The 16,504-nt window shown below is 52.4% G+C and carries 17 protein-coding genes; 8 read left to right on the top strand and 9 right to left on the bottom strand.

The window, feature by feature from the left end; all coding sequences use genetic code 11:
* Positions 1-6 precede the first annotated feature (6 nt).
* The 6 genes from ACO0K9_RS04055 to bla all read right to left on the bottom strand — a co-directional run bounded on the left by ACO0K9_RS04055 (position 7) and on the right by bla (position 6,192).
* Positions 7-933, bottom strand: a complete 927-nt coding sequence (locus ACO0K9_RS04055) for a formyltransferase (protein ID WP_422982015.1) — start codon at positions 931-933, stop codon at positions 7-9.
* Between the two features lie 10 nt (positions 934-943).
* A complete protein-coding gene (locus ACO0K9_RS04050) occupies positions 944-1,909 on the bottom strand; it encodes a glycosyltransferase (protein ID WP_422982013.1) in 966 nt (321 codons plus the stop codon).
* A 20-nt stretch (positions 1,910-1,929) separates the two neighbouring features.
* Entirely contained in the window at positions 1,930-3,057 is a 1,128-nt protein-coding gene (locus ACO0K9_RS04045; protein ID WP_422982011.1) for a DegT/DnrJ/EryC1/StrS family aminotransferase, read from the bottom strand.
* An 84-nt stretch (positions 3,058-3,141) separates the two neighbouring features.
* Positions 3,142-4,833, bottom strand: a complete 1,692-nt coding sequence (locus ACO0K9_RS04040; RefSeq protein ID WP_422982009.1) for a glycosyltransferase family 39 protein — start codon at positions 4,831-4,833, stop codon at positions 3,142-3,144.
* Complete coding sequence (locus tag ACO0K9_RS04035; RefSeq protein WP_422982007.1) at positions 4,830-5,207, bottom strand: Mth938-like domain-containing protein; 378 nt, start codon at positions 5,205-5,207, stop codon at positions 4,830-4,832. Before ACO0K9_RS04035 ends, ACO0K9_RS04040 begins: the two co-directional genes overlap by 4 nt.
* A 97-nt stretch (positions 5,208-5,304) precedes the next feature.
* The gene (bla, locus tag ACO0K9_RS04030) at positions 5,305-6,192 is read right to left on the bottom strand and encodes a class A beta-lactamase (RefSeq protein ID WP_422982005.1); all 888 of its coding nucleotides are present in this window, start codon (positions 6,190-6,192) and stop codon (positions 5,305-5,307) included.
* Positions 6,193-6,540: 348 nt separating this feature from the next.
* On the opposite strand from bla, the gene ACO0K9_RS04025 reads away from it, so the two are divergent.
* The 3 genes from ACO0K9_RS04025 (at position 6,541) to ACO0K9_RS04015 (ending at position 10,515) form a co-directional block, all read left to right on the top strand.
* The gene (locus ACO0K9_RS04025) at positions 6,541-7,770 is read left to right on the top strand and encodes a pyridoxal phosphate-dependent aminotransferase (RefSeq protein WP_422982003.1); all 1,230 of its coding nucleotides are present in this window, start codon (positions 6,541-6,543) and stop codon (positions 7,768-7,770) included.
* Positions 7,771-7,844: 74 nt separating this feature from the next.
* On the top strand, positions 7,845-9,155 hold the full coding sequence (locus ACO0K9_RS04020; protein WP_422982000.1) for a homoserine dehydrogenase: 1,311 nt from the start codon (positions 7,845-7,847) through the stop codon (positions 9,153-9,155).
* 118 nt (positions 9,156-9,273) lie between these two features.
* Positions 9,274-10,515, top strand: a complete 1,242-nt coding sequence (locus ACO0K9_RS04015) for an MFS transporter (RefSeq protein ID WP_422981998.1) — start codon at positions 9,274-9,276, stop codon at positions 10,513-10,515.
* A 19-nt stretch (positions 10,516-10,534) separates the two neighbouring features.
* On the opposite strand, the gene ACO0K9_RS04010 is transcribed toward ACO0K9_RS04015, so the two are convergent.
* The 3 genes from ACO0K9_RS04010 to ACO0K9_RS04000 are packed head-to-tail and all read right to left on the bottom strand — an operon-like array spanning position 10,535 to position 12,678.
* Positions 10,535-11,281: an NRDE family protein gene (locus ACO0K9_RS04010; RefSeq protein WP_422981996.1), complete on the bottom strand. Its 747-nt coding sequence runs from the start codon at positions 11,279-11,281 to the stop codon at positions 10,535-10,537.
* Positions 11,272-11,598: a DUF4936 family protein gene (locus ACO0K9_RS04005; RefSeq protein ID WP_422981994.1), complete on the bottom strand. Its 327-nt coding sequence runs from the start codon at positions 11,596-11,598 to the stop codon at positions 11,272-11,274. Before ACO0K9_RS04005 ends, ACO0K9_RS04010 begins: the two co-directional genes overlap by 10 nt.
* A gap of 39 nt (positions 11,599-11,637) precedes the next feature.
* Positions 11,638-12,678, bottom strand: a complete 1,041-nt coding sequence (locus tag ACO0K9_RS04000) for a YgfZ/GcvT domain-containing protein (protein WP_422981992.1) — start codon at positions 12,676-12,678, stop codon at positions 11,638-11,640.
* 141 nt (positions 12,679-12,819) lie between these two features.
* On the opposite strand from ACO0K9_RS04000, the gene mltG reads away from it, so the two are divergent.
* Genes mltG through ACO0K9_RS03975 form a run of 5 tightly spaced genes read left to right on the top strand, consistent with a single transcriptional unit; the run spans position 12,820 to position 16,475 of the window.
* Positions 12,820-13,806, top strand: coding sequence for an endolytic transglycosylase MltG (mltG, locus tag ACO0K9_RS03995; protein WP_422981990.1), 987 nt, complete (start codon positions 12,820-12,822; stop codon positions 13,804-13,806).
* A gap of 57 nt (positions 13,807-13,863) precedes the next feature.
* Positions 13,864-14,520 carry a dTMP kinase gene (tmk, locus tag ACO0K9_RS03990; protein ID WP_422981988.1) on the top strand — a complete coding sequence of 219 codons (657 nt, stop codon included), beginning with the start codon at positions 13,864-13,866 and terminating at the stop codon, positions 14,518-14,520.
* Positions 14,517-15,551, top strand: a complete 1,035-nt coding sequence (holB, locus tag ACO0K9_RS03985) for a DNA polymerase III subunit delta' (protein ID WP_422981986.1) — start codon at positions 14,517-14,519, stop codon at positions 15,549-15,551. The genes tmk and holB overlap by 4 nt, the downstream gene beginning before the upstream one ends.
* Before the next feature lie 20 nt (positions 15,552-15,571).
* Positions 15,572-15,961 (top strand): PilZ domain-containing protein, encoded by a 390-nt coding sequence (locus ACO0K9_RS03980; RefSeq protein WP_422981984.1) that lies wholly within the window; start codon positions 15,572-15,574, stop codon positions 15,959-15,961.
* Positions 15,962-15,971: 10 nt separating this feature from the next.
* Positions 15,972-16,475: a GNAT family N-acetyltransferase gene (locus ACO0K9_RS03975; protein WP_422981982.1), complete on the top strand. Its 504-nt coding sequence runs from the start codon at positions 15,972-15,974 to the stop codon at positions 16,473-16,475.
* Positions 16,476-16,504: the final 29 nt, after the last annotated feature.

Raw genomic sequence — 16,504 nt, 5'->3', positions numbered from 1 at the left:
CTGCACTTATGCTGCCGTTGATAAATGGGCTGCCAGTTCCTGTGCCGTAACGACTTTGCCATTCATTAACAATTCAATAATGTGCAATGCGCGACCATCGCCGCACACGCCAAGGACGACATTATCCACCACATGTAAGCCTGTCGGCAAATTTGCCGCATCGCCAAGGAATAATCGTGCCTTTCCTATCACAAATCGCTGGCCCGCCTGGTCGGTAAATGCACCAGGATAGGGCGGGGCGACTGCGCGATGCAGGTTGTAGACTTGCTGGGCGGTTTGCTGCCAGTTGATGCGGCCATCTTCCGGCTTGCGGCCACCAAAATAGCTGCCGACCGACAAATCATTCGGCAAGGCCTTGAAACTACCCGCCACCAGGCCAGGCAGCGCATTCCACAAGCATTGTTCGGCAGCGACGGTCAGCTTGCCAAATACTTCATATGCCGTGTCGTCCGGCAAAATCGGGACAGCAGCCTGGGCAATGATGGCACCAGCATCCGGTTTCAGTGCCATTTCATGCAGCGTGGCACCGGTTTCGGTTTCTCCGTGCAGTACGGCCCAGTTGACTGGCACACGTCCACGGTATTTTGGTAGCAGCGAACCATGCAGATTGTAGGCGCCGCGTTTGGCCAGTGCCAGCAGATCCAGCGGCAGCATGTGGCGGTAATAAAAGCTGAAGATGAAATCCGGGGCGATGTCGGCCAATTGCGCCTTCAGTTCAGGTGCTTTGGGGTCATCCGGGGTAATGCAGGGTATGCCTTGCTGGTGGCATAAATCTGCAACCGATTCAAACCAGATGGTTTCTGCCGGGTTGTCCTGGTGGCTGACCACCAATTTGATCTGTATGCCGCGTGCCAGCAAAGTCTTGATGCAGCGCACGCCTACATTGTGATAGGCGAACACCACTGCGCTGGCAGGGGAAAGGGATGCATTCATGCTGCCAGCCTCAGTTCGCGTCAGGTAAATCAGGGCTGGATTGCTCCAGTATGGTCTGCACCACATAGCGCGGACGACCACGTACCTGCTGATAGATGCGACCAACGTATTCACCCAGCAAGCCGATGCCAAACAGAATCACACCCATCATGAAAAAGGCAATGGCAAACAGGGTGAACAAGCCTTCTGCTTCAGCCCCAAGGACAAAGCGGCGTATCAGCAATAGCAATACCAGTCCGCCCGACAGGGCTGACAAGACCATCCCCAGCATGGAAAACCATTGCAGCGGCATGATGGAAAAGCCGGTCATCAAATCAAAGTTCAGGCGTATCAGGCTGTAAATCGAATATTTTGATTCGCCGGCAGAGCGCTCTTCATGTTCAACGATGATTTCGGTAGGCTTGCGGGCGAAGGTATACGCCAGCGCAGGGACGAAGGTATTCACTTCGCTGCACTGGTTGATCAGGTTGATGACATTGCGACCATAGGCGCGCAACATATTGCCCTGATCGGTAATCTTGATGCGGGTGATTTTCTCGCGGAAGCGGTTCATGGCCTTGGACGCATAGGTACGCCAGGCCGAATCCTGGCGTTTGCGCCGTATGGAGCCAACATAGTCATAGCCTTCGCGCATTTTATCCACCAGCGCACCGATTTCTTCTGGCGGGTTTTGCAAATCTGCATCCAGCGTCACCACGATCTCGCCACGGGTTGCTTCAAAGCCGGCCAAAATCGCCATATGCTGGCCATAATTACCATTGAACAGCACCACCCGTGTTACATCAGGGCGCAGGCGATACTGGTCTGCCAGCAGGGCAGGCGTGTTGTCACGGCTGCCATCATTGATGAATACCACCTCATAGGTGATACCGCGTGCAGCAAGATTGTCTAGTGCCGGATACAGTCTGGCAAACAGCTTGGACAAGCCAGCTTCTTCGTTGTAGACAGGAATGACGACAGAGAGTTCGGGTTTCATTGGTATTGTTTTGACCGATTTCAAAGAAGGCAGGATTTTACCGCAGACACGACTCTTTCGACATCTTCTGTATTCATTGCTGGAAATAATGGCAAAGTAACAATCTTTTTTCCTATACGTTCAGCGATAGGGAACATGCCATCGGTAAAGCCGCGTTGACGGTACATGCTGAACAGGTGGATGGCACGGTAGTGATAACCCAGGCCAATCTGCCGGTCCAGCATTTGTTGCATGAAATGGGCGCGATTCACGCTTTCCGGCAATACCACATGAAACATATGCCAGTTGCTGTTTTCAAAATCAGCGACAGGCAGTTCTGCGCCAGTTGTTTGTTCGAAGTCATGTCCAAAGCAAGTGAAATAATGTTTGGCCAGGGCAGCGCGCTTGGCATTGAATTCTGCCAAGTGTTTCATTTGCCCCAGGCCTATGGCAGCGGCGATATCGGTCATATTGTATTTGCCACCCAGCACATCGACATCGATGCCATCCAGGCCACTGCGGGTCACACCCTGCAGGCGATATTTTTCTGCCTGGCGTGCTTCTTCTGCATTGTTCAAGACCAGGCAGCCCCCTTCGCCGGTCATGATGTTTTTGTTGACCTGGAAACTGAATGAGGCAAAGTCACCGAAAGAGCCGATGCGCTTGCCTTTCCAGCTTGAGCCTATGGCCTGTGCCGCATCTTCAATCACGCGCAATTTATATTTGTCGGCAATGGCATACAGCTTGTCCATGTCGCAGGGCAGGCCGCACATGTGGACCGGGATGATGGCCTTGGTGCGCGGGGTGATGGCCGCTTCGAGTTTGTCCAGATCGATATTATGCGTTTTCGCATCAATGTCGGCAAACACTGGGGTTGCCCCGGTTTCGATGATGACATTGGCAGTCGCCACCCATGAATTGGGGGTGGTGATGACTTCATCACCTGCGCCTATACCCGCGATACGCAACGCGATTTCCATGGTGCAGGTGCCTGAATTAAAGGTGCGTACTGGGCGGCCACCGAAATATTCGGACAGTTGCTCTTCCAGTGCCTTGACCTTGGGACCGCTGGTCAACCAGCCAGAACGCAGTACCTCTGCGACAGCAGCGATGGTTTCTTCATCGATGCTGGGTTTGGTAAAAGGCAGAAATGTGGACGCTTCACTCATGGTGATCCTCTCTATGCTATGCGTAAAAGATATGATTCTTTTGGAATGTTGGATGCAGCCAATGCTTGTTCATTGGCGTTAAATTTATTTGGGTTTTACCAGATTGGCAACGATGACACGTCGAGGATCCTGGCCTATGACCCGCATGGGGAAGCTGGTGCTCCTTAACTCTTCATAGATATCAGTACGTAATATCGCTACCGCAGGTTCGCCTTTGTCTTGATGGGATTGCCATTGCTGGATGAAATCCTCACGCTTGGGTATCCATAATTGCTTTTCTTGCTTTAGTCCGAATTCCATTTCATCCGGAAATTCAACCAATATCGTGGTGCGTTGCAGGTAAAACGGTAAAGCCTGTTCATAGCGGCCCACTGCATACAATGGCGTGGCAGGGTCTTTCAGTTCGGCCTGCATGACAGGCAGATGCGCTGTGCCTGCGATGTATTTACCCCATGGATCATGCCCCAGGAAGGCGATCTGGCCAAGCAAGAAGCCAGCGCAAGCGATGGTAATGATGGCCCAGTCTTTTCCTGCCTCACCCTTGCGCAACAGTAAGCAGGCCCAGACACCACCAAAAATGGCGATCGAAAATGCCGCCACCAGCCAGGGTAAATAAGCGTGATACAGCGGAATGTCATAGGCTTGCTTTACCGGATCGAGATTACCCAGAAAATAGGTCAGTCCGGCCAGGCCTGCGATACCGACCAGTATCAAAAACGCCGCACTGATTTTTACCGATTTGTTGCCTGCGACCTCGATATGGACTGCGATCAATAATGCCAGGGCAGGGAAAACAGGCAGGATATAACCCGGCAATTTGGAGCCGGATATGCTGAAAAAGAAAAACAGGAAAGCCGACCAGATCAGCAGCATCTTGCGTGGCTGGAATTGTCCGGCAGCTTCACCCAGACCAGTCTTCAAGGCTTGCAACAGCATGCCTATCCACGGAATAATGCCCAGAATCAGCAGGGGAATGAAGTAATGCCAGGCACCACCACGCTTGTGGACATTGCTGGTAAAACGGTCAAAATGTTCGTGGATGAAAAAGAATTGCGGATGCTCCGGATTTCTTATGGCAATCAAGATAAACCACGGTGCCGTGACAGCGAAGAACAGCACCAGACCTTTGCCCATATGCAGGCGCGTCCATAAACCCAGGTCACGCGTCCATATTGTATACAGAACCAGCACGGCGCCAGGCAGCACAAAGCCAATCAAGCCCTTGGACATGGTGGCCAGCGCCATGCCCAGCCAGCACATTAGCATGGCGTTTCTTTCCGTTGTGCTGTCTTTGCTGGCATTTTGCGCGACCAGCAGGCCGCACAGGCTTAAAGTCATCATGCCCGACAAGCCCATGTCGAGGGAATTGACATGGCCCATGCCTGCCCAGTAAAAACTGGAACCCAGTACCAGCGCAGCGCTGATGCCTATACGACGGCTGAACACCTTGCTGCCGGTATAGGCGACTGCAGCCACACCCAGCAACCCGCACAGACCTGTCCACAGACGTGCCTGCCAGTCGCCCAGACCAAACAGGGCGAAGGTCAGGGCATTCATCCAGTTTTGCAGCGGCGGCTTTTCAAAATACTTGATGCCATTCAGGCGCAGGGTGATCCAGTCGCCGGTGGCCAGCATTTCACGTGCCATTTCGGCATAACGGCCTTCATCGGTAGGCACCAGGGTACGCGACCCCAGCATATACAGCCAGACCGCCAGGAAGGCGAGGGCAATAGCCCACAGGGTGCGCGGTGAATCGTAGGGGGATTGATGCTTCATGCAGTTTCCATAATCAGGGCCAGGGCAACTTTGCGGCCTTCGGCCATGAGGATGTTATAGGTCCTGCAGGCGGCCTGATTGTCCATGCATTCCACCCCTATGCGTTTGGCGGCCAGTGTGGCGGTCAATTTGGGGTGGATAAAGCGCTGGCGGTTGCCGGTACCGAGTATCACTACGTCTGGCTCGGTCGCTTCGATTTGGGCAAAATCGGCGGGGTTCAACTGATCAAAGCTTTGCGCTGACCATGCCTGGGGCTTGCTTTCGGGCAGCACAATCAGGCTGTAGTTGTAGCTGATCGCATTGATTTCCACACTGGCTTTGTCGTAAGCAGTGATGGTCTGGTATTGCTGAGTGGCGGTGGAATGCAACTTCATCTATATGGCTCTATAGGTTTCGGGCTGAATGAGTGGCGCATTGTAACGTTTTTTGTGTCGTTTCATGCGATGGGCCATGCTGGCTCTGTTTCCATACTTATTTGCCAGCCCACGCGTCCCAACCGACGCGGGTGATCTTGGCTATGGTCAAATCCCTGGATCGATGCGGGGCGCTGCTGTCTGTTAAAAAAACCACCACAGCCATATGATTGCCATTGGGCAAGGTGACTATCCCAACATCGTTATGGGCCGCGGTAAAACCGTTGCGGACACCGGATGTGCCGGTCTTGTGAGCAACCAGGGTTTCTGGCGGCAATAATCCCTTGATGCGTTCAGCGCCGCGATCGGTTTCCTGCATCCATTTCATTAGTAATTCACGGCTTTTTGGGCTCAGCCCCTTGCCTTGCTGGAAAATCTGCAAGAGCTTGATCATGGCTTTGGGCGTGGCGGAATTGCGGTACTGTAGTGTCCAGTTCTTGCCCATTTCCTTTTCTGTATCCATCACCTTGATGTCTTGGATACCCAGTTGTTCCAGGTATTGCATGACAGCAACCGGGCCACCCAGCAGGCGCAACAAGACATCACTGGCGGTGCCGTCACTATCGACAATGGCATGGCGCATTAGTTTCCTTAAAGGAATGTTGATATTTCCTTGTGGATACTCATCGCGAATCGGGCTGTGTTGACCATCGCCAACCAGATCTTCCGGCGTGACCAGCACTTTTTGATCGAATTTGAGTTTATGCTGATCTACTGCCGCCAGGGCAGCCATGACGATGGGGAATTTATACACATTTTGCATAGGTGCCGCCGCATCCGGGAAAATCCACAGGCTTTGTCCGGTTTCCAGCACCAGCAGGCTGGCACACAGCTTGCCACCGCTATCGATGGCGATGGCTTCCAGCACATTTTGCGCGGCTGCCATGCCATGGCAAGCCAGCGACAGGCTGATGGACATCATCAGGGAAATAAACAATTTTTTCATGGACATAGTCTTTTTATTCAAGCAATACTGTAAAGATAGACAAGCAGCTTACACTTTTGTTCTTGGTTTTGTTTTGCATGCCTTCGCTGGTAACTAGGGTGTAGTAACAGATTGCGCATTAATGCAATATTAATTTCGCAACGATTACGAAGTTATCATTGATAAAAACCGGCGCTTTGTGCAGAATGGAACGTTCGGCAGTGCAGCATTTTCTGTATTGCGGCTTAATCAGGATAGATGCGGGTGGATTCCAATCATTTAATGTCACGCGGTGTCACGCGGCGTGACGCCATGTGAGCCTGGAGCAACTCGCTGGAAATCCTGTGAATATTATCAAGGATTGCAGCGGTGCGACCCATACAAAAATCACAAAAATTAGCAGACGTTTGTTATGACATCCGTGGCCCTGTCATGGAAAAAGCCAAGCAGATGGAGGACGAGGGACATAAGATCATCAAGCTGAACATAGGCAATCTGGCCGTCTTCAACTTTGATCCGCCTGACGAAATCGTGCAGGATATGATACGCAATATGCAGAATGCCGCCGGGTATACCGACTCCAAAGGCATGTTTGCCCCGCGTAAATCCATCATGCATTACACCCAGGAAAAACATATCCGTGGTGTGACCATCGAAGATATTTACATCGGCAATGGTGCCTCTGAACTCATCGTCATGGGCATGAATGCCTTGCTCAACAGCGGCGATGAAGTGCTGGTGCCTGCCCCTGATTATCCCTTGTGGACAGCCGCAGTCAGCCTGTCGGGTGGCAAACCTGTGCATTATATATGCGATGAATCGGCCGACTGGATGCCGGACATTGATGACATCAAGAGCAAGATCACGCCGAACACCCGTGCCATCGTGGTCATCAACCCGAACAATCCTACCGGTGCACTGTACCCGGTAGAAATCTTGCAGCAGATTGTCGATGTCGCACGCCAGCATCAACTGATCGTCTTTGCCGATGAAATTTACGACAAGACCCTGTATGACGGCGAAGAACATACATCGATCGCTTCGCTGGCGGATGACGTGCTGTTTTTGACCCTGAACGGACTGTCGAAAAATTACCGCTCTTGCGGTTACCGCGCTGGCTGGATGGTGGTATCTGGTGAAAAGCGCCATGCAAAAGATTACATCGAAGGCCTGACCATGCTGGCCTCGATGCGTTTGTGTGCCAATGCCCCCGGTCAGTTTGCGATTCAGACTGCCCTTGGTGGCTACCAGAGTATCAATGACCTGGTAGGTCCTGGCGGGCGGCTGTTGAAACAGCGCGACCTGGCCCACAAGCTGTTAACAAGTATTCCTGGTGTAAGCTGCGTCAAACCCAAGGCTGCACTGTATATGTTTCCAAAACTGGATCCCTTGATGTACCCGATCAAGGATGACCAGGAATTTATCCACGAACTGCTGACCGAGCAGCGCGTGTTACTGGTACAGGGAACGGGATTCAACTGGATCAATCCCGACCATTTCCGTGTTGTGTTCTTACCCAACACGGATGATCTGACTGAAGCTTTCGGACGTATTGCGCATTTCCTTGAAGGATATCGCCGACGTCACGGCACCAATTAATGGGATAGGTGCAAAACAGTTGTCAAGGTTTTGCCCAAGTCCTGATTAACATCCATTTATTGTTTAGAAATCATATGAAACCCATCAAAGTAGGCCTGTTAGGCATAGGCACCGTCGGCTCCGGCACTTTCAACGTCTTGAAGCGTAATCAGTTAGAGATTACGCGTCGCGCAGGTCGCTCGATTGAGATTGCCATGGTGGCAGACCTGAATGTTGAGCGGGCACGCGAATTGACCAATGGCGAATGCGAAGTGGTAAGCGACGCCAACCTGGTTGTCACCAATCCGGATATCGATATCGTCATCGAACTGATCGGTGGCTATGGCATTGCCAAAGACCTGGTATTGAAAGCCATCGCCAATGGCAAGCATGTGGTTACCGCCAACAAGGCTTTGCTAGCGACCCACGGCAATGAAATTTTCAAGGCAGCACAAGAAAAATCTGTCATGGTGGCGTTTGAAGCAGCGGTGGCTGGCGGCATTCCCATCATCAAGGCTTTGCGCGAAGGCCTGACCGCCAATCGCATACAGTGGATCGCCGGTATCATTAACGGCACCACCAACTTCATCCTGTCTGAAATGCGGGACAAGGGTCTGGACTTTGCCACTGTACTGAAACAGGCGCAAGAACTGGGCTACGCCGAAGCTGACCCTACCTTTGATATCGAAGGCGTGGATGCAGCACACAAGGCCACCATCATGGCATCGATTGCCTATGGTATCCCGATGCAGTTTGACAAAGCCCACATCGAAGGCATCACCAAGCTGCAAGCCAGTGATATCCGTTACGCTGAAGAACTCGGTTATCGCATCAAATTGCTGGGCATCAGCAAACGTACTGACGCCGGCATCGAACTGCGCGTGCATCCTACGCTGATTCCGGAAAAACGCCTGATTGCCAATGTCGAAGGCGCAATGAATGCCGTCCTGGTGCAGGGCGATGCTGTCGGTGCCACCCTGTATTACGGCAAAGGTGCTGGCTCTGAACCGACGGCATCGGCGGTGATTGCTGATCTGGTGGATATCACCCGCCTGGCTACGGCAGACCCGGAACATCGGGTTCCTTACCTGGCATTCCAGCCGCATTCCCTCAGTGATTTGCCAGTGTTGCCGATGGCAGAGATTGTTACCAGCTATTACCTGCGCATGCATGTTGCGGACAAGCCGGGTGTCTTGGCCGATGTCACGCGCATCCTGGCTGACTTGACGATTTCTATCGACGCCATGCTGCAAAAAGAACCTGCAGAAGGCGAAACCCAGACCGACATCATCATTCTGACGCATCAGACCAAAGAGAAAAATATCGTTGCGGCGATAGAAAAAATCGAGAAGCTTGATACGATCTTTGGAGCCGTCACCAAATTGCGTCTGGAAGAGTTGAGCTGATAGTTACTATTTGCTAGTTGCTGGCGGCCAGGCAAGACATGGCCGTCAATTGCATTCTGCCAAAACGGCGTGACCATGAAATAATGGTCGCGCCGTTTTCTTTTCCAGACTGGATGACATGAAAAATCTTTCGCTGTTTCATTTGCTGGCCTATGCCTTGTTTGGTTTCCCGCTGGCGATGGTGGCACTGCCAATTTATGTCTATGTCCCGCAATTTTATGCCGACCGTTTTGGCATGTCCCTGACCATGATAGGAACAGCCTTGCTGCTGACCCGGGTAATGGATGCCTTCATTGATCCGTATATCGGCAAGCTGATAGACCGCCGTCCGCATGGACGTGGTTTTGCCCCGTACATTGTGGTGGCACTGCCTTTGCTGATACTGGGTTTTATGGGTCTGTTTCATCCGCCGCTTGCTATTCAGCACCTGGCCTTCGGCTGGTTTTTCTTGACCCTGATCGTCGTTTATTCTGGTTTTAGCATTGCCAGCATTGCACATCAAAGCTGGGGTGCCGCATTGACCCAGGAGCCAGGGCAAAGAGTAAGGCTGACTGCGTTGCGCGAAGCTTTCGGCTTATGTGGTGTCATTGTCACTGCCTTGATCACGCAATTCGCCAATGTCAGTGTGCTGGCAGCAGTGTTGACACTGGCCTTGCTGGCGACAGGCTGGCTGTTGACCAAAAAGACACCTGTCATCACCAGAAGCCAGACAGCAGCGCACAGTGCACTGACACTGCGGGAATTATTTGCCGACCGCAGTTTTCGTGCATTATTTTCGGTTTTCGTGGTGAACGGCATTGCCGCCGCGATACCGGCAACCCTGTTTTTATTTTTTACCAGGGACAGACTGCAGATCGCGCATTTATCCGGCATCCTGCTTTTACTGTATTTTCTGGCGGCGGCCCTGTCCATGCCGCTGTGGGCTTATCTGGCAAAAAAGCAGGGTGAGGTCAGGACGTGGTTGATGGCCATGCTATTGTCCATCGTCAGTTTCATGGGCGTGGTTGGCCTGGGCGCGGGTGACGGCCTGGCATTTTCAGTCATTTGCATTTTTTCCGGCATGAGCCTGGGGGCTGACCTGGCCTTGCCACCTGCCATCCTGGCAGGTGTGATCCACGCGGCAGGCCATAGTGAAAAAAACGAAGCCAGTTATTTTGGTGTGTGGAACTGGGCCACAAAAATGAATCTCGCCCTTGCTGCCGGACTGTCTTTACCCTTGCTGGAATTCCTGGGTTATGTACCAGGCATCAGCACCCAAACTGGCTTGCAGGCATTGACCGTCGCTTATGCAGTGTTACCCTGCATGTTGAAGCTGATTGCCGCCGTTCTGCTGTGGCGTGCGCCCTTGCGAACGGTATGAAGCTGCACGCCAGATGGTATCAGCGCAGCAGTTTCTCATGAAATTCTGCCGGGTAGTCCTTGTGGACCTTCAGCACGGTCGTGACCCTGGTGCCATAGTCAGGTGACACGATGCAGGGCGATGACAATAATCTTTCCATTTCAAACGAAACGCCGGTATCTGGCAGGCGGCAGTCAGGTGCGGGTGTGGTGTTGGCCAATACTTCAAAATAGGCATCTACCGGCGCACGCTGACAAATCATGCTGGCAAATTCTGCCTTGGTCCTGACAACTTTTGGCCAGGGCGTATCCAGCGCAGCATTGGAAATGCCGTAAATGCCGGGCGGCAGTGGCTGGCCATTGCGGACATCATCCTGATGGCGATTTGAAAACCAGATCAAATCTTCCTGGTCACCCAGCACCAGGTTGAAGCCGTTATAGTCAGCTACCTCGTCACGGATGCTGGCGATATAGTCCCTGGCATTGAGCGGGTTATTCAGGTAATTGGCGACCAGCTCACCACGCGAAGGCGCGTCTTCGCGACGCTCGCCAGGGGCGCGGATATTGGTGATGGCGGCAAATTTGGTGGTCAGGCTGTCCGCGCCATTCTGGCTGGTGATTCCCATCCAGGTACCGCCCGACTGCAGGTCACGGCCTGCAAAAATATGGGGATTGTCTTCCCACCAGCTCGCAGCGGCAGCGGGGCGTTCATAAAATTCATCGCGATTACCGGCAAAAATCAGCGGCGTGCAAGGTATCAGCTTCCAGGCGAAAACAATCAGGCACATAAGCTCACGTCCATAAAATATTCCATGTGTCGTTCACCCTGCAGCAATTCGGATAAACGGGTCTGGGCATAGGCTTGTGCCAGTTGCTGTTCAAAATCAGGGCTGACTTGACGATGGATTTCCATCCAGGTGTGCAGGCCATCTTGTGCAGAGGGCCGTCTTTGCACGCCATGGGCAAGCCCGGCTTGTTGCTGCATATGGGACTGCAACAGTTGCTCCTGAAGGATGACTTCAGTTTCCTGGCTGCTCATGGTTTTAAAATAGATATAACAATCCATATCGGCGGTCTTTATCGTTTTTGCTGTCGCATGCTTCATGGATGCAGTCAGTGTGGTCAGTGTTGTCAGTGGTGTTAGTTATTGCGTAATGTCCAAAATTTCATAAGGCAAGGGCAGCAATGCAATCTCTGTGCCAGAAGCGGAAGCCAAATGCAGCTTGCCTTCTTGCTGATCACTCAATTTCATTTCTACCAATGCCAGACTGCTTCCTGCCTGCTCTTGTTCGGCGTTGACCACCATGCCACAAGGCTGGCTAGTATCATCGCTGTGGAAAATTTCCGTGCCCGGCAACACCTGCTCAGCGGCTATCCTGGCCAGGCCCATGCGGCGCTTCAACTTGCCCAGATACTGGCTGCGTGCCACAATTTCCTGCCCGGGATAACATCCTTTTTTGAAGTTAACCCCGCCTATCAATTCAAAGTTGACCATTTGCGGGACAAATTGCTCTTGCGTGCTTTGCAGGATGGTCGCAATGCCAGCCTGGATATCGGTCAGACGCCAGGCCGCTGTATTCACGACCTGCAACTGGCTGCTGAGCGTGGCCCAGGCTTGCTGCGCCAATTCCGGCGAAGTGATCCATTGAAAACGCGCATGCTGTTCAGCATCAGGCAAACGCAACAGGCTGCCCGCAGCATTCGTGACCTGCGTATTGACGGCAGCAGGTAGCTGGGGAAACCAGTTTTGCAACACAACGGCAGCGGTGGCGCCACCCAGACCCAGCACGACCTGCTCGGGATTGATATCCAGCAGTTTGGCTTTGGCTCTCAATATAAACATTTGCAGGCGTTTTTGCAGGGCAGGCTGCAGAGGGCGGGATAGCTGCAAGACAATGCCTTGCTGGTTTTTCCAGTACAGGAAGCTGGCCTGCATGCGGCCTTTGGGGGTGCAATAGGCAGCGCGACGCACATCCGTAGCATTCAGGTGTTCAACGTCATTACTTAATTGATTGTGCAGAAAGCTGGCCGCATCCTCGCCGGTGGCCAGAATCAGACCCAGATCTGTCAAAGGGGCGACAAAACCGGTTTGCAAGGCATGGGATTGCCAGTGAGGCGCAAATCCCCGGGTATCGCCGTTTTCAAGAACGCCACCTTGGCTGGATAAAAACTCTTCCCATGTCATATCAATATACTCACTCTTCTTTGCTTATTCGCTTATTGTTCGCACTGGCTTTACAATACCGCCTGCACCTGTTCAGGCGAATTATAGTAGCGTCCGTCAAATTGCGTCAGAACACACTCAATTTCTAAATAAGCTGCCTGCATGGGATTCATAAAAAAACTTTTTTTCTTGCTGATACTGCTGGCATGCGCTGCCGGCTACGGATTTTATTCCTGGATGCAGCAACCCCTGTTTGAGAACGGGCCGACGATAGAATTTGCGATCAAACCGGGTAGCAGTGTGCGCGCTTCTGCGCGTCAGATCCGGGATGCCGGTGTGCCGGTGAATCCCATCTTGCTGGAAGCGCTGGCCCGCGTTTTTGGCAAAGCCAACAAGATGAAGGCCGGATCATATGAGATCGAAGCGGGCAAGACCCCGCAGGATTTGCTGAATAAAATCGTCAATGGCGAATTTTCCATGGCCAGTCTGGCGGTCATCGAAGGCTGGACCTTCCAGCAGATGCGCAAGTTGGTCGATGCCCATCCTTCGATCAAGCATGAGACTGTGGGCTTGAGCGAAGCCGAACTGATGCGCAAGATCAGCCATGAGTTCAGTCAGGCAGAAGGTTTGTTTTTTCCTGACACTTACCGGTTTGCCAAAGGCAGCTCGGATGTGCAGCTATATCAGCAGGCGCATACGCAGTTGTTGAAGAAACTCGATGAGGCCTGGAAGAAGCGTCAATCTGATTTACCATATAAAAACCGCTACGAAGCGCTGACCATGGCCTCTATCATAGAAAAAGAGACAGGCCAAAAGTCGGAGCGTAATATGATCGCTGCAGTTTTCATCAACCGCTTGCGAACTGGCATGCTGTTGCAGACGGACCCTACGGTCATTTATGGCATGGGCGAGCGTTATCAGGGCAAAATCTTTAAACGTGATTTGTTGACGGACACCCCCTATAACACGTATACCCGTGCAGGTCTGCCACCCACCCCGATTGCCTTGCCGGGAATGGAGTCGCTGGCAGCCGCATTTAACCCGGCCAGGAGTGATGCCTTATACTTTGTCGCACGTGGCAATGGTACCAGCCAGTTTTCAAATAATCTGGATGAGCATAACCGGGCCGTGAATAAATATCAGCGTTGAAATGCCAACGTTGAAATACCGGCGTTGAAGTATCAATGCCAGATAACTATCAGAAATATGCAGAGCAAGAACCAAACAGGAAAATTCATTACCTTTGAAGGCATAGACGGTGCTGGCAAATCGACGCATATCGCCTATGTCGCCGGACGTCTGCAGGAAAAGCTGCAAGAGCGGGGCATAAAAGTCATTTGCAGCCGCGAGCCCGGCGGCACACCCCTGGGTGAAACCCTGCGGGAACTGCTGTTGCAACACAAGATGCATCTGGAAACAGAAGCTCTGTTGATGTTCGCCGTAAGACGTGAACACCTGGCACAATTGATACAGCCAGCACTGGAACGTGGTGACTGGGTGATTTCTGACCGCTTTACTGACGCCACCTTTGCCTATCAGGGCGGTGGCAGGAAATTGCCCCTGGATAAACTGAATGCACTGGAACAATGGGTGCATCCCGATTTGCAACCTGATCTGACCCTGTTGTTTGATGTACCACTGGAAGTCGCCAGGGCGCGCCTTGATGCCACCCGCGACCTGGACAAGTTTGAACAGGAAAAAGCAGATTTCTTTGCCGCTACCCGACAAGAATACCTGCGTCGTGCGGCAGAATTTCCGCAACGCTTCAGAATCATCGATTCGACCCGAAGCATTGCTGACATACGTCTGCAACTTGATCAATTGATGGATGCGCTGCTGGATAGCGCTCGGTTGACATCATGACCCACCCACTTTACAGCTGGCAGCAAGATGCCTGGCAGCAGTTGCAAGCCCTGGGCCAGCGTCTGCCGCATGCCTTTCTGTTGCATGGCCCGCAAGGCATAGGCAAGACGGTATTTGCTGAACATCTGGCGCAATCACTGTTATGTGAAAACCCGGGCGAGGGCGGTCATGCCTGCCAGCAATGCGGTTCCTGCGGCTGGTTTTCACAATACAGCCACCCTGATTATCGCCGCGTGCGACCAGAATTGCTGGACGAAGATGAAGCCCAGTCTGGCGAGGCAGAAGCGGAACCGGTCAGCAAATCGGCCAAAGCCAGCAAGGCACCATCGAAAGAGATCGTCATTAATCAGATTCGCGCCTTGTCGGATTTCATGAATATATCCACGCATCGCAGCGGCAGGCGGGTGATTGTCCTGTATCCGGCAGAGGCGCTGAATGTGCCGGCTGCCAATGCCTTGTTGAAATCGCTGGAAGAGCCGAATCCAAATACCGTGTTTATCCTGATATCAAACAGCATAGACCGTCTGTTACCGACGATATTGTCGCGCTGCCATAAATTTCCGCTGGGCTTGCCCGATCCGGCCATTTCCCTGCAATGGCTGCAACAGCAAGGTGTGCGGGAGGCCGATGTGTGGCTGGCGCAGCAGGGTGGGGCACCATTGGCTGCCTTTGAGATGGCACAATCGGATTTGCGTGCGGATCTGGATGAGTTTTTGGGATATCTGAGCAAGCCAGGCACAGAACTTAGCCTCAGGGCCGCCGATAAAATGCAGAAAATGGACATGCCGGTCGTCGTTGGGTGGCTACAGCGTTGGCTGTACGATATATTTTCTTATAAACAAAGTGGCAGAATCCGGTATCATCCTCGCTATGAAAAGGAGTTGCGCGCCTTGTCATTGCAGGCGGATGAAGCTGTTTTGCAGAAACTCATCAAGAATTGCAATGAAAGACAGGCCATTGCCAGCCACCCTTTATCTGCCAAATTATTTTTGGAAGATATGTTGCTGGAATACTCGGCAGTATTTGATTAAAGCATCGCGAAAGCCAGAAAATGTCAGATTTACCAGCAGATCCCAGTGCTCCGCTCAGTGTACCTTCACCCAATCGTCCTTCGGTGCTGTCTTTGGCCATCAAGGAAAAGGCAGCCCTGTTCGCTGCCTACATGCCGTTCTTGAAAAATGGCGGGATTTTTGTTCCTACCAATAAAACCTATCGCCTGGGCGAAGAGATTTACCTTATTTTGACGCTGCTTGATGACCCGAGTAAATATCCTATCGCTGGCAAAGTGGCATGGATTACGCCGGCCGGAGCTGGCAACAACAAGTCGCAAGGCATAGGCGTGCATTTCCCGGATGATGAAAGTGGTACCCGCATACGCCTGCGTGTGGAAGAACTGCTCGGCGCAGCAATACGTTCGTCCAGAGCGACCCATACCCTTTGAGTCTGAGCAAATGTCGCAAGCATTTACACACCGTCTGGCATGCTTTGAAGACTTGCCACAAATCGTTGCCATTTATAATTCCACAGTAGCCTCGCGTGAGGTCACTGCCGATACCGAGCCGGTCAGTGTTGAATCCCGGCATGCCTGGTTTCATGATCATCACCCTGAATCGCGCCCGCTCTGGGTCTGCGAGCAGGACGGGCAGGTCGTAGGCTGGCTGTCGTTTTCCAACTTTTACGGCAGGCCGGCTTATTCAGGTACTGCCGAATTGTCGATTTACCTGCATGAAACAGCCAGAGGGAAAGGGCTGGGGCGATATTTTTTAAGCCAGGCCATCGCCTTTGCACCTTCCATTCATGTGCATACCTTGCTTGGTTTTATATTCGGTCATAATGTACCCAGCCTGAAATTATTCGCTGCATTTGACTTTGAAACCTGGGCCAATATGCCACGCGTCGCCACATTGGATGGCATAGAGCGCGATTTAATCATTCTTGGCAAGCGAGTAGCCTGAGCCCGTCTGTATCGTCCACACGGCTCCAG

Origin of the sequence: Undibacterium sp. Ji50W, assembly GCF_049340445.1 — a bacterium.
In the GTDB taxonomy this organism is placed as follows: Bacteria; Pseudomonadota; Gammaproteobacteria; order Burkholderiales; family Burkholderiaceae_D; genus Undibacterium.
The sequence above is the reverse complement of the archived record's forward strand: the minus strand, read 5'-3'. Positions and strand labels throughout refer to the sequence as shown.

Bases quoted from the DNA above. Each gene is read 5' to 3' on its own strand.
- ACO0K9_RS04055 (WP_422982015.1), bottom strand. From the start codon at position 933: ATGAATGCATCCCTTTCCCCTGCCAGCGCAGTGGTGTTCGCCTATCAC.
- ACO0K9_RS03975 (WP_422981982.1), top strand. From the start codon at position 15,972: ATGTCGCAAGCATTTACACACCGTCTGGCATGCTTTGAAGACTTGCCA.
- ACO0K9_RS04045 (WP_422982011.1), bottom strand. From the start codon at position 3,057: ATGAGTGAAGCGTCCACATTTCTGCCTTTTACCAAACCCAGCATCGAT.
- holB (WP_422981986.1), top strand. From the start codon at position 14,517: ATGACCCACCCACTTTACAGCTGGCAGCAAGATGCCTGGCAGCAGTTG.
- mltG (WP_422981990.1), top strand. From the start codon at position 12,820: ATGGGATTCATAAAAAAACTTTTTTTCTTGCTGATACTGCTGGCATGC.
- bla (WP_422982005.1), bottom strand. From the start codon at position 6,192: ATGAAAAAATTGTTTATTTCCCTGATGATGTCCATCAGCCTGTCGCTG.
- ACO0K9_RS04035 (WP_422982007.1), bottom strand. From the start codon at position 5,207: ATGAAGTTGCATTCCACCGCCACTCAGCAATACCAGACCATCACTGCT.
- tmk (WP_422981988.1), top strand. From the start codon at position 13,864: ATGCAGAGCAAGAACCAAACAGGAAAATTCATTACCTTTGAAGGCATA.
- ACO0K9_RS04010 (WP_422981996.1), bottom strand. From the start codon at position 11,281: ATGTGCCTGATTGTTTTCGCCTGGAAGCTGATACCTTGCACGCCGCTG.
- ACO0K9_RS04005 (WP_422981994.1), bottom strand. From the start codon at position 11,598: ATGAAGCATGCGACAGCAAAAACGATAAAGACCGCCGATATGGATTGT.
- ACO0K9_RS04000 (WP_422981992.1), bottom strand. From the start codon at position 12,678: ATGACATGGGAAGAGTTTTTATCCAGCCAAGGTGGCGTTCTTGAAAAC.
- ACO0K9_RS04020 (WP_422982000.1), top strand. From the start codon at position 7,845: ATGAAACCCATCAAAGTAGGCCTGTTAGGCATAGGCACCGTCGGCTCC.
- ACO0K9_RS04050 (WP_422982013.1), bottom strand. From the start codon at position 1,909: ATGAAACCCGAACTCTCTGTCGTCATTCCTGTCTACAACGAAGAAGCT.
- ACO0K9_RS04015 (WP_422981998.1), top strand. From the start codon at position 9,274: ATGAAAAATCTTTCGCTGTTTCATTTGCTGGCCTATGCCTTGTTTGGT.
- ACO0K9_RS04040 (WP_422982009.1), bottom strand. From the start codon at position 4,833: ATGAAGCATCAATCCCCCTACGATTCACCGCGCACCCTGTGGGCTATT.
- ACO0K9_RS03980 (WP_422981984.1), top strand. From the start codon at position 15,572: ATGTCAGATTTACCAGCAGATCCCAGTGCTCCGCTCAGTGTACCTTCA.